Consider the following 13041-nt stretch of genomic DNA (forward strand, 5'->3'; position numbering starts at 1 on the left):
ACCAAATAACCATTAAACCAAGTAACTATTAAACAAAATAGCCATTAAACAAAATAGCCATTAAACAAAATAGCCATTAAACAAAATAGCCATTAAACAAAATAGCCATTAAACAAAATAGCCATTAAACAAAATAGCCATTAAACAAAATAGCCATTAAACAAAATAGCCATTAAACAAAATAGCCATTAAACAAAATGACCATTTAACCAAATAACCATTAAACAAGACTCAATTCCATTTCATAACATCTTTCGTTCTCACCACAAATATTTGTTGTTTCCCTTATTATTCGAAAGCCCACTTTTTCATATAATTTTATAGCAGAAGCATTATTTACACTTACATACAATAATACCGAAGCTATTTTGTTTAACCTCATTTCCTGGATACTCTCTTCTAATAATTTCTCGCCAAACCCCTGTTTTCTGAAGTTTCTGTCAATTGAAATCGAACAAACTACTGATTTTTTCTTGAAGCCTTTAAAGGTAGGTATTAGTATTATGTAGTATACTGAGTATCCTACTACTTGGTTCTGACTCTTTATTACATAAAATATTTTCTTGAGTTTTGTTGAATATCTTATAAGCATATCCTGTCTTTGATTTTCAAACCCTTCTCCTTGAATTCTAAGGACTTCAGGAAGCATAACGCCCTCTATAGGCATAATGTTTTCCTTTTCCATCTGTTTCCAGTCCCTTATAAGAAGAGCTCCGATAGTATCACGTATGAGTCTCTTAAAACTCGTTAAATATGCAATGGGTTTAGTGTAGATTTTAGAGAGGCTCATGAAATCACTTATATTGTGAATAATGCTGTTGGTGAAATTCTCAAAGATAATTATAATTGTTTCTGAATTGTGATAAATCTATCTTAAATTATACTTCAATTTTTATCTAAATTTAGTTGAATTTCAATTTTTATCTAAATTTAGTTGAATTAGTCATAATAAGAAATAATAAAAATATAACTTCAAATTTGCAGTTCAGGAATTGATCCTAATTTCATTATCACGATAATGATTCTTGGCAATAAATATCTTGATATCCTTGATATTATACTTGAATCATTTCTAAGCATTACAGAGAAATAAAGTTTAGATCACAAAAATATCTATGTAGAACACCATTCAATCACTGTTCATCGCTGTTCAAGTATACAATATAGTTATGGTTGTTTTCAACCCAGAAAGTAATTGAATTATCCTGTTTTATGTCATAATCAAGAAATTCTCCGGATGTGTTGTCGTAAACCTGAGAATCTCTTCCAGCGTTTATGTTTACATTTATAAGGGCAATGCCGCCATTTGTGTGTACATTAAACACGACAGAGTTTTCAGTATATTGCAGATTATCAAATGTGGCATCATATGTATTTCGACTTATTTGGCTGTACTCGTGAAAAGACACTATAGACATATTGTTTGACTCATAATTCTCTACCCAGTTATGAAATTTTGAGCGGCTAATTGAGTATTTTATGGCTGGGTCCTTATCAAGTTCATGGGTAAAAACCGGGTGTACCATACCTGCTTTAGATGCTGTTTCCCACCATTCCCAGGTATCATCTTCCAGACTTCCAATATATTTCTCCGTATGGATCCCCGAGTCTCCATTTCTCCAGATCATCCCTAAGGTTTCGTATGCATAAAGAGCGTGCATAATATTATCTCTGTTTCTCATGGAGCACCAGCTTGTCGGTTTTCGCCCTATTTTTTCATACACATACAGATGTCCTTCATCCATTATCCTATACGCCTGTTCCAGTGGGAAGCTGTTTAATTCTTTTGAGTAATGTACACCTACGTCCCATGAGTTATTGATGACCAGCCCACGCAAGTATTCAATATCCTCTTCATTGTACTGCTCAAGGAGCTCTATATCAAACCATATTGTTCCTCTATTTTTTTTGCTGTTAAGGTAGCGTATTCCCTGCTCTGTTGTGTTTCTGACATGCGGGCCATCAATTCCGAAAGCCAGCATTCTGTTACTTCCAATCGCAGTTATGAGTTTTCTTTCTGAGGTCTGGCTTATACTGTATATATCTAAATCAAGGTGCGTTCCTTTTCCAAGTACAAAAGAAGTGAACTTAATGTACCCATTTGAAACATCCACATAAGGTAATCTCTGCCTATCGGTGTTATAAAATGGAGTCACGATACAGTTGCCATCTTTTACAAGAATAGTGTTTGTTTTGTTATATCCATCAAAAATAATCTCAAAATCAGATTTTTCTGCCGCATTCCCGATAGATATGGATTCACATCTGATATTCTCTGAAGAATCTTTAAAATAGCTTTCTAATATAATATTATTATTATTTACTTTTTGGAGAATCAACTTTGAACCCGGGGTATTAAGCTCAACAAAGCTTTGAGGGCCATCCATCTCTAAATCTATTGAGATCTGGTAAGTGCATTTAACCATCGGTATAAGCCTGCAGATGTAAAGTGATCCAATCTGCCTTGGCTGCTCCATATAGTGAATTAGTGGGATGGAAGCGACTTCACAGAACCGATAAGTTTCTGAAGATTTAACTAAATCTGCCGTATATCCATTTATTCCGGATTCTAAAACAGTGTCTGCAACTGGAAACAAACTGTACGGACATGAACAGGAGCCTCTTCTTACTTTATACTGCAATACTTTTGAGGTCTTGAAAGAAATCTCTGACTTAAGCATCCCGTAAATTGCAGAATATAATTTATCATAGATCTTATTACCCTGAAGTTTTGCAATAAAAACATTTTTCGGAACGCTGTTAGATTTGGAGTAGTTTTGCGAAAATAAGGTAAGAATGCCTTGATCAATATTCTCACGAGTTTTTGTAGTCTCCTTACAGGGAAAAGTTTCAGCTCCTCCAATAAATAAACTACCCATTACAAACGGTATTAGAAAAAACATTTTTAGGCGATTACGGCTGTTCACTAAACCACCACATAAATTTTATATTCTATTTTTTATCCGACTTGCTTCTTCTAATTCAATAATCATCTGAACAGCCTTTCAAGTCCGAAACATTATTGTATGATATTTGTACTCGTAATACATTGAACGTACACAAATCATTTTAAAACCATGCTTATTTGCAATTTTTTCGATTGTGTAGGGGTTGTGGGCAAATCCAAGGATATCTTTTGGACTATTTTTCAGGCGTGCCGATACTGCAGTCCGAAACTCGAAGCCTGTTTTGCATAAAATTCTCAAGCCGTTCGTGTTTTGTGAGAATAGGCCTATCTTCCATAGTGGATATAGGCGGGAGTCCAGGATGTCAAAAAGTACTATTTTGCCATCTTTATTTAGATGCTTTGACGCATCAGAGATGAATTTATCAATTTCCTGAAATGTCAGGTACTGAATTACACCAGCTGCAGTTATTCTATCGAAGTTGAAATGCAGGTTATCCCAGAGTGTTTCATGGTCAGCAAGAAGCAGATCTATGTTTTGACACTTTTTTTTCTCAATCCTTTTACTTGCTTCTTTTAACATAGATTCGGAAAAATCCACCCCTAAAAGCTGTTCATACTCTGGAGCATAGTACGTCAAAAGTTCTGCGGCACCGCATCCAAAATCAAGAAGTGTTCTGCCCCCTTCAAGGTGGAACAGTTTTTCCCTGGCTTCCATAGAAAGAAACTCCTCAGATGAGTATCTGTGCCCTCCATGTTTCTTATCTTTGAAAAAATCTTTCCAGACATTTTTTGATTTTGACATGCTTTTCGGACTCCAATATCTTGCTCTTTTCGATATCTTTTTCCAGGCAATCTGTAACTTCCAGATTACCGTTTTTTAACTATTTATTGACTGATTCGAGCTATAAAAAAAATTAATAATTTTTCTGATTTTACACATATGCGCATAATTATATATACTTTTCTAATCAAATTTCAAGGTCTGTATCACGAGTTGTCAAGATAACTAAAGTATTATCTTTACCCATAATAAATTTGAAATTCGTCCCCTCTGCTCCTGAAGTGCATATTTATTAACATTAATTTAAAGGCTTTTAATATGCTATATAATTCAAGTTTAATATATATTTGAAATAAATATTAAAAAATTTCAGTTAATTTTAAATTTAAATATTATACATAATCTATTTGTCCATTTTATATTAAAGACTGCCTATTGCTAAAATCAGTTATTTGCTGAAAATCAGTTATTTGCTTATAATCAGTTATTTGCCTAAAATAAGTTAGATATTCTCCCAAAACAACTAATTTGTATAAATTATAAATTTGACATTATGTCTTCATTACATCGGTGATGTTTTATGGGAATCCATAGAACATTATCACCTGCCGCAAAACCAAATACAAAAGACCTTATGCAGACTTATGAATATTAATAAACGGAATCTTATATGCAGTTACACAAGGTTGTAAGTGGAAAGATATTTCTCCACACCTAAGAAAAGAAGATAGCCAATAAAAGTGGACTGGGTCAATTTCAAAAAGAAAATCACAATAAAAAAGTTCTTTAGCTGGATAAGATTATTCAAAATCTCTTGCAAAGATATGAAATCAAAGAATCGCATACCTTATGTTCTAATCTTATCAGCGATAACGAAGGTAAATTTTGGTAGCCCACAATCTAATTAAGATTCTTTTACCACTACCCCTGTAAATGCAGAGTTTATAGGCTGTAAATACAAAGTTGATTGGCTGTAAAGCAAACTGCAAGGTTTCTTTGCCATTTCCAAGTCATTTAGCATGAAAGTTTTTTCAAGTACTTTCGTTTCTTTGTGCCTGTGATTAGAAGAATTTCATATGCGTTTTTTTGTAAAGTATTTTCTTCTCCAGTGGAGTGCAACATTGACAAGTCCGATCATTACGGGCACTTCAATTAAAGGGCCCACTACCGCTGCAAACGCCTGACCTGAATTGATACCAAAAACCGCCACTGCTACGGCAATTGCAAGTTCAAAGTTGTTACTTGCTGCCGTAAAGGCGAGGGAAGTTGTCTGTTCGTAACTAATCCCCATTTGTTTACATATAAGGAAAGAGACCCCAAACATAGTTACAAAATATATTAAGAGGGGTATTGCAATCCTTACAACGTCCATTGGCAGTGCAACAATGTATTCGCCTTTTAACGAGAACATAACAATAATCGTGAACAATAGAGCATAAAGTGAAATCGGGCCTATTGTTGGAATGAGTTTGTTATCATACCATTCGGCTCCTTTTGAGGGGCGCAGGAAATAACGGGTTAAAAAACCAGCAATGAAAGGAATTCCCAGATAGATCGCAACACTTTGAGCAACCTCTCCCATGGATACATATATTTCCATGCCACTAAGTCCCAGCCATTCAGGCAGTATGGTTATAAAGAAATAAGCAAAGACGGAGTAGAAGACCAGCTGAAAGACTGAATTGAAAGCAACAAGTGCAGCCGCATATTCATTGTCCCCATCTGCCAGACTGTTCCAAACAATCACCATGGCAATGCACCTGGCCAGACCTATTAGAATAACACCTACCATATATTCTGGATATTCTCTGAGAAATACAATTGCCAGGATAAACATCAAAATGGGGCCGATGATCCAGTTCTGGAGTAAGGATAAACCCAATACCTTATGATTTCTAAAGACCTTGCCTAGCTCTTCATATTTGACCCGCGCCAGTGGCGGATACATCATAACTATTAACCCGATAGCGATGGGAATGGACGTGGTGCCAATAGACAAACTCTGTAATAAGTCTGCAAAGCCCGGGAAGACAAAACCCAGAGCCACGCCGATAAACATAGCCAGAAAGATCCACAGGGTTAAATAACGATTTAAAAACGATAATTTTGATACAGCAGTTTCTTCCAGAACGAACACCCTCTATTTTTCAATAAATATTTTATAAAAATGTAACTATTCAGCCTATAAAAACATGTCTATTGATATTGATTCTAGTGAAAGTAATAAATCAAAGAAATAACCTATAGAAGAGGACGAAACGCAGTCAGTTGCCAACAGTTCCATAAAATCAATTTGCAGAAATTTGTCTATTTAATTTTAACAAAGATGGCTATTGATTCTGTTTTATATAGACTGAATAGTTACATAAAAATAACTATTTTTTGATCACTCGCAACATCTATCACTTGCTTTAAGCTTTTCTAATAAAACTAAATCGTCTTTACAAACGTTTATTTTCTCAACTTCATAACCAATAATAATTGAGAGGAAGGGAAATTTTTGAAAAGTAGAATCGTTGAGTTGATAATAGACCCACTGGGATTTTTTTACAGAAACAATAATTCCTGCCACTTTCAGTTTATTCAGATGTCTGGAAGTGTTAGATTGCTTAATGCCTAAAACTGCTTCAATATCACAGACACATAGTTCTCGGTTTTTTAAAAGATTTAGTATCCTTATCCTGTTTTCATCAGCCAACGCCTTAAGTATGTAAACAATATCCATGGGCACCACCAACTCTAAATGAGTATATGCAATTATACTCATATAATATTTAAAAGTACGGTCTTATTTTTAATTGTGAATTCTACTTAAAATTCTATCAGTAACATTATATAATCAACTGTTTAAGCCTCAATTATTTTGGTGAGGTTACTTCTGATTCTAAATAAATGTTTTTTTATTAAAGAAAGCTCGTGATCGTTGAAACCTCCCAACAGAAACATCACAGATAGATAAACAAGAACGCCTATTCCTGCAGCCACGAGAAGCTTATAGGTGGTCAATATCTCAAAACGGGAAACAAAGAAGTACATAGCCGTTGAGGATAAAATACATTTTATGATATCATAAAAATAAAAGTTATGTTTGAAATGTTTTAGAGACATGTGTGTGCAAAGAATAGCCATAAAAAAGTATGAGAATAAGGTTGATAGAGCAGCCCCGACAATGCCTACCCAGGGTATTAGAAGAAGGTTAAGTAACACGTTCAAAACCGCCACAGCAAAATTAATATAAGTTGGTACTTTCGTTTTTTTGACAATTAATAGTGTATTGATAAAAATTTGAGCGATTCCTGCTAGAAGGCCAGAAGAAGCTATAACTGGGATCACAAACCAACCTGAAACAAAGTTCTCTGTTGTAAATATTCCAAGCAAAGGTTTTGCAAAAGCTGAAAGCCCAAAGACTGCAGGAATAGAAATAATAAGGAAATATCGCAAGGAATAAGACATATAAACTGTTAATTCATCAATTTTATTTTCATCAAACAGTTTTGAGAGCTCTGGGAAAAGAATAATCTGAAGAGGGTTTATAAGAAATTGTATAAGGTTCCCGAAGGAGCAGGCTGCCGAATATATGCCTACACTATTGAGACCGAGAAAATAAGTAACTAAATATCTGTCACTTGATTCTGTAATCCATCTTACAAGAGTATTTGGGGTTAAAGGTAAAGAGAATCGCAGGTACTCCCTTAAATAAGTAAATCGAGGGATAACAAGTCCTATCTGTTTAATAATGATCAGAATAGCGATTAAAGTAATGACGCCCTGTACCAGTAATGTGGCTACTATTACACCAAGTAGCCCATATCCAATTTTGAGAAGAAAGAGAATAAAAAGTAATTTTCCAAGTGCTTCAAAAAGAGTAAAGTAAGAAAATTCCTTAATCTGCCTGAACACTCTGAAATAATAAAGAGACACAGGCTCGATTACATTCACGAGAATCAAAAGGGAGCCTGCCTTGATGAAATAGGCCGCATCTGGATCCTTGAAACCGAACGTTGCTAGAGGTTCGGCAAGCATATACAGTGAAAGGGAGGCCAGAAGGCCAGAAATAGTCACGAAAAAAAGAATGGAATAGACAGCCTCCTTTATCACTTCCTTCTCTGTTTCAGAAGATAAAAATCTGACAAGACCCATTGAAAGGCCCATAAGTGCAAGAGGAGAGATTAAGGATACTGAAATGTTTATCTGCGCCCAGAGCCCGTAATCATACGTCCCAAGGCTTTTTGTGATTATTGGGATTAGAAGGAAGGTACTTAAGTTTGTAAGTACCTGAACCATTCCGATAAGGCCGACTTCTCTTGCAAATTTTTGATATGACACTATAACACCTAAAACTTAGTCTTGTTTAACTCTCGGACTGGAGACTAATAGAAGTAATTTTGAGATGAATTGCTCTAAAAATACAATCGCCAAAACGGTTTGTTGTCCTGCTACCTTCAGCCTAATTAAATATATAGAAGTGTTAGATTGCTTAATGCCTAAAACCGCCTTATATCGCAGACACACAATCCCTCATTTTTTAAAAAAATCCCATCTCCTTATCCTGTTCTCATCAGCCAGAGCCTTAAATATGGAAAACAATATCTGCGGGGATCATCACTTATATATGAGTATATGAACTTATACTCATATGTTACTTATATATATTGATTTATATTCCGTTACTAATTATAATTCTTCTGGTTAATGCTGAGGTAATCTTATTTAGGATTCGTCAAATCATGCCGAGAATAATTGGAAAAATAAAGGTTGTGTATTGACCGTTATTGCAGTAAATTCTACTATTTGTGGCTTTGTTCACAAAGTCCATGGAAGCAGAAAAGGAAACAAAATTGTTGTTGACATCGAAACTCCATATGAAAAGATAAAGAAGTTTTCTCACATGGAAATCCCCATGAAATAAATTATGGACATCAAAGATAACTACGTGATTGATAAAGCACAGGAAGTTAAATGCTGCTCAAACTGCTTAGAGCCTATCCGAAAAGTGGTTGCCTGCTATAACTTTTACAATATGCAATATGCAAAATCAGAACGGACGCCCGGATATTTAGACCTATTGTAACTTTTCGATATGCATTACTGAATTTTCGGATAGGCTCTTAGTACCCTGTGCAGTACTCGACCTCTGTAGACTTGATAGTGGACTCATTGCAAAATATCTGGCAAAAAAGGCGAGCAGTATCAGTGTTGAATTTAAGGATGTTTAACTGTCTTCCCTGCTTCGTAGGTCTTAAAGTTTATCAAAATTAATAACTATAGTCACAAAAAGATAATTAATAGCCAACAGCTATCAAGAATTAGTCCAGAGAACTTCGATAAACCTCTGATCCCAACAAATTACTTAAATACCCTTTATAAGCAGGTAGCTAAAAATTAGGGTTTATCGAAGTACTCTTCATATAAATTTTTTCTATTGAATCTAATAAGATAACGGTTGATCTTGCTTTGTCCAGGCTGAATATTCACGCATATCTTTATTTGCTTTTATCATAAATAGTACTATAATACTTTTGTTTGCATTTAGCTGAGGCATCAAAGCAACTCAATACTATTCTGGAACGGGGGGAGGAAAATAAATCTTAAAGATACTTTTCGAAGAATACTGATTGCAACAGACGGGTCTAAATATAGTCAAACTGCCGTACTGCAAGGAATGGAACTTGCAAAAATTATGGGTGCGAAGGTCTATGCTCTCTATGTGCTTAATAAAGACGCATATGTACCGTCTGTACTGGAAACACCGATTCATCTGGGTTCTAGCTGGAACGTCATGGAGGAAATGTTGCGTCAAGAAGGAAATGATGCTATCCAGTATGCTAAGAAGGTTGCAAAGGATAAGGGAATAGACTATGAAGGTGTGGTTGTAGAAGGCGATCCTGCGAGTGCAATTCTGGAGTTTGCAGAGCAGAACAAAGCAGATATTATAATAATGGGAACCCTTGGTAAAGGAGGATTAGAAAGATTTTTGCTTGGAAGTGTAACATATAAGGTTGTAAGGCATTCAAAGGTTCCAGTTCTTGTTGTTAAGAAACAAAAACCGAATTAAGGTTTAAAAGGTCCATTATTGGAATACTTAATGTCACCTGTATATAGCTTACGCAGTTGCTTACTTTGCAGACAACTTTTGAGGTTCCATTATTTTCGTGCTAAGCCTGCTTTTGATAGGTTAACGTAAAAATTCATTTTATTACATGGGAAGAACAGAAGATTAAGAATCCTCTGTCTTTTAGGTTGTAGTGAAGTGAATCTTCGTCTTTTTTTTGTTTCATTCAAACCACATACATTTCTTCTTTGCAAAATGGGAGTTCTTGGTACTATAGGTCAGAAATGGTTTCGATAAACCATATAAAAGCCGACTCCCATAATTACAAAGCCTGCAACTTTTTTTAAAGGGAAACCATATTTTGAAACTTTCTTAAGCTTTGAGGACGAAAAGCTTGCAGAATAAGCAACAAGAAGCATTGGAATGGAAAAGCCGAGGGAATATATGAAAAGCATCAACGCTCCATAACCAATCTTACCTGAAACCGCAACCATGGTGAGGATTGAACCAAGTACTGAGCCGACACACGGAAGCCAGACAATCCCGAGAGAGAAACCAAGTAAAAGCCCTCCTAAAAGGCCTTCTCGTTTGGAGTTCGCAAGGGATGAAAAGTTTCCAAAAACATTGAAAATATTGAGATCAAAAATCAGAGCAACGCCCATAGTTATAAGAAGAATTTCGGCGAAGATGTTAAGGTAACCGAGATAAGCCGTGAACGTAGCCCCTAAAATGGAAGTAATGATCCCCATGCAGGTGAAGGAAAGGGACAAACCTAACACAATCGCAAGCGGTCTGAACTTTCCTTTCTCAGTTGAGTAAGCAAAAACTGCCGGGATTACGGGCAAGATACACGGAGAAAGTACACTGACTACCCCTGCAAAAAAAGCTGCAATTGGAAAAAAATCGGAAAACATAGTTTATTCCTCTGTTTTCCTGGATTCAATAGCTTTCTCAAGAGTCTCTGAAAGGATTTCTTTGTCGGTAACACCTAGGAACCTTGCGCTTGTTCTTTCTTGGCTTTTGCTGCCGTCCTGCCGCATATACATGTATTTTCCGTTTTCGATATCCATAATAATACAGGTATCCGGAATAACTCTTACTCCAAATTCTGTTGCAAACTCGGGATTCTGCTTGATATCAATAAGCATGAATGAGGCAGAATCCTGATATTTTGGAAGTAGCTCTGAGAATATTTCTTCCTGTTCTCCACAGGGAATACAACCCTTTGAGCCAAGTTTCAGTACAACAGGACCTTTTTTGAGGGCTTCATCAATCTGGCTCAAGTTCGTAACTTCAATCAATTCCATTCCAGTGCCTGAGTCACTAACGTTCTCCGTAATTTCAGCAAGGTCTGTTTCATTATCGGAGCTGTCAGAATCTGTGCAACCAGAGCTGAAGATCAGGAAACAAAAAATCGCTAAAGTTGAGAGCGATTTTATTAAAGTAGGTAATGAAAAATGAATTCGTTTCTTACCTTGTATTCTATGCAATCGCTTCATTATAGTTCTCCAAAAATTTTCATATTCTATTTTATCGTCAAGAAGTAGAAACTTATTATAAAATATCAAGATATGTTGATATACTCAAATGTAACAAATATTATAAGTATTTTGTCAAATTACTTGTGAGTATCAAAAATATGAGGAAGATCCTTGTAGTGATTAACTCGATTGACAAGAGGAAATATTCTGTAATTGATCAGTCCAGTGAGAAATCAATCTATTTTCCCTTGTTTACCTCTTCTCTGCTTGTTTTTGATTCAGTGCTCGCCGAGAATATTCATCTACACAGAACTGGCACGTTATACGGGCAGAAGGTACAACAGCAACTACCTCTTTGATTTTAAGATCAAATGCCTTCTCCATAAAGATAGTGCGGCATATATTTACAAAGATTTCAGGAACTTTTGGTAATACTTTATTCAAAAAGGGCAGCTTAATCCTTCAAATTGATTTAGAAATCCTAAGTTATAAAAAACCGCGATGTATATATCAAAAAATGTTGATATATTGTAATTTAAGATTTTTAAAGTCCCAAAAAATATTGAGTATAAATAATAATATGTTAGATATCTAAAATAATTGATATGAAAACCCTTATTTAGAAGGCTTAACTTCTTTTATTTATGAGCTATTGTTGTCCTGCTGACCCTGAGAAAAAGAAGGAATGGGAAGGGAAAATGCTCCAGGAAATCGATTTTCTGGACAATGACATAAAAAAAGCCAGTGAGATCTTCAGTGCTCTCGGACATCCTATAAGACTGAAAATTGCTTATTTTCTCTCTCAACGAGATCACTGCGTTTGTGAATTGATATTTAAATTGAACGAAAGGCAGAACCTTGTTTCTCATCACCTTGCAATCATGAAAAACTGCGGGATCGTCGAAGCCTACAGCAGTTCAAAATGGCATTTTTACAGGTTGAATCCTGAATTTGAAGATATTTTTGATATTATTAAGCAGTTACAAAACAAAAAATCCGAATAAACCTGAAAGAAAATATGAATGAACCTGAATGAAAATCAGAACAGGGCTTAATTAAATCTGGAATGAAAAAGATTTAAAAATGAATATGACTGGGGTTTTCGTCCTTAAAGCAGCAACAACAGTCTTCTTCTCATCTATTTGTATTTTCTTCTGTCTATGTATCTTTTGTATTTTTTTTCTGTCTATGTATCTTTTGTATTTTTTCTGTCCATGTATCTTTTGTTTTTCCATTAGAATATGAAATCTACTTTATTTCGTTAGCCTGGAAACTATGTGAGTTAAAAATAGCCTTTACTCCAAATTTACAAACAATATGTCTAATTTCCAATTTCGAAAAATATATATAATTCTACATATTCAATAATTGTTGATATGATTAATGAAGAAAATATACAGCTTTTCAAGGCTCTAAGTGAAGACACCAGGTATAGAATTATTAAGGCTTTAATCGAATCTGAAAATAAATGCAGAGAAAATAAATACGGTAACAGAGGAGAGCTATGTGCCTGTGAGATCCCGGAAATAATCGGGAGGACTCAGTCCAATACCTCAATGCACCTTGCAAAATTACAGGACTGGGGGATAATTAAGGTAAGAAAAGAGGGGAAAAAGAGGTTATATTCTATCCAAAACGAAAAAATCAGGAAAATTCTGGAGGTACTTGAGGAATAAGATTTTGTACTATTATAAAAACTCAAAAGAAGTTGGTTCCTCGTTGTTTTGTGTGTATATCCTCAATATTCTCATAAAACCAATTCGGTCTTGAATTGAAAATCATCTTAAGTAAAAGTATATGGGGTTCAAAATGAATTAAA

At 35.0% G+C, this 13041-nt stretch carries 12 protein-coding genes; 4 read left to right on the plus strand and 8 right to left on the minus strand.

Features of this window, described 5'->3' with window-relative positions; translation table 11 throughout:
* Positions 1 to 220: 220 nt before the first annotated feature.
* From MSVAZ_RS02040 to MSVAZ_RS02065, 6 genes are all read right to left on the minus strand, one after another.
* Positions 221 to 790: a GNAT family N-acetyltransferase gene (locus MSVAZ_RS02040; protein WP_048117416.1), complete on the minus strand. Its 570-nt coding sequence runs from the start codon at positions 788 to 790 to the stop codon at positions 221 to 223.
* A gap of 343 nt (positions 791 to 1133) precedes the next feature.
* A complete protein-coding gene (locus MSVAZ_RS02045) occupies positions 1134 to 2879 on the minus strand; it encodes a hypothetical protein (RefSeq protein WP_232316188.1) in 1746 nt (581 codons plus the stop codon).
* Between the two features lie 126 nt (positions 2880 to 3005).
* Positions 3006 to 3710, minus strand: coding sequence for a class I SAM-dependent methyltransferase (locus tag MSVAZ_RS02050; protein WP_048117422.1), 705 nt, complete (start codon positions 3708 to 3710; stop codon positions 3006 to 3008).
* Positions 3711 to 4761: 1051 nt separating this feature from the next.
* Positions 4762 to 5826 carry an ACR3 family arsenite efflux transporter gene (gene arsB, locus MSVAZ_RS02055; protein WP_082091009.1) on the minus strand — a complete coding sequence of 355 codons (1065 nt, stop codon included), beginning with the start codon at positions 5824 to 5826 and terminating at the stop codon, positions 4762 to 4764.
* Positions 5827 to 6075: 249 nt separating this feature from the next.
* Positions 6076 to 6414: an ArsR/SmtB family transcription factor gene (locus MSVAZ_RS02060; protein ID WP_048117425.1), complete on the minus strand. Its 339-nt coding sequence runs from the start codon at positions 6412 to 6414 to the stop codon at positions 6076 to 6078.
* A 122-nt stretch (positions 6415 to 6536) separates the two neighbouring features.
* Entirely contained in the window at positions 6537 to 8015 is a 1479-nt protein-coding gene (locus MSVAZ_RS02065) for a flippase (RefSeq protein ID WP_048117428.1), read from the minus strand.
* Between the two features lie 436 nt (positions 8016 to 8451).
* Between MSVAZ_RS02065 and MSVAZ_RS02070 the strand changes: the two genes are divergently transcribed.
* Together MSVAZ_RS02070 and MSVAZ_RS02075 are read left to right on the plus strand one after the other, a co-directional pair.
* Entirely contained in the window at positions 8452 to 8598 is a 147-nt protein-coding gene (locus tag MSVAZ_RS02070; RefSeq protein WP_229397034.1) for a DUF6951 family protein, read from the plus strand.
* Positions 8599 to 9300: 702 nt separating this feature from the next.
* Positions 9301 to 9744, plus strand: a complete 444-nt coding sequence (locus MSVAZ_RS02075) for a universal stress protein (RefSeq protein ID WP_255351986.1) — start codon at positions 9301 to 9303, stop codon at positions 9742 to 9744.
* 275 nt (positions 9745 to 10019) lie between these two features.
* On the opposite strand, the gene MSVAZ_RS02080 is transcribed toward MSVAZ_RS02075, so the two are convergent.
* Positions 10020 to 10655, minus strand: a complete 636-nt coding sequence (locus MSVAZ_RS02080) for a cytochrome c biogenesis CcdA family protein (protein ID WP_048117435.1) — start codon at positions 10653 to 10655, stop codon at positions 10020 to 10022.
* Positions 10656 to 10658: 3 nt separating this feature from the next.
* Positions 10659 to 11240, minus strand: a complete 582-nt coding sequence (locus MSVAZ_RS02085) for a thioredoxin family protein (protein ID WP_048117437.1) — start codon at positions 11238 to 11240, stop codon at positions 10659 to 10661.
* 626 nt (positions 11241 to 11866) lie between these two features.
* Between MSVAZ_RS02085 and MSVAZ_RS02095 the strand changes: the two genes are divergently transcribed.
* Together MSVAZ_RS02095 and MSVAZ_RS02105 are read left to right on the plus strand one after the other, a co-directional pair.
* On the plus strand, positions 11867 to 12226 hold the full coding sequence (locus MSVAZ_RS02095; RefSeq protein ID WP_052725306.1) for an ArsR/SmtB family transcription factor: 360 nt from the start codon (positions 11867 to 11869) through the stop codon (positions 12224 to 12226).
* Positions 12227 to 12598: 372 nt separating this feature from the next.
* Positions 12599 to 12898, plus strand: coding sequence for an ArsR/SmtB family transcription factor (locus MSVAZ_RS02105; RefSeq protein WP_229393824.1), 300 nt, complete (start codon positions 12599 to 12601; stop codon positions 12896 to 12898).
* Positions 12899 to 13041 lie beyond the last annotated feature (143 nt).

The organism is Methanosarcina vacuolata Z-761 (assembly GCF_000969905.1).
In the GTDB taxonomy this organism is placed as follows: Archaea; Halobacteriota; Methanosarcinia; order Methanosarcinales; family Methanosarcinaceae; genus Methanosarcina; species Methanosarcina vacuolata.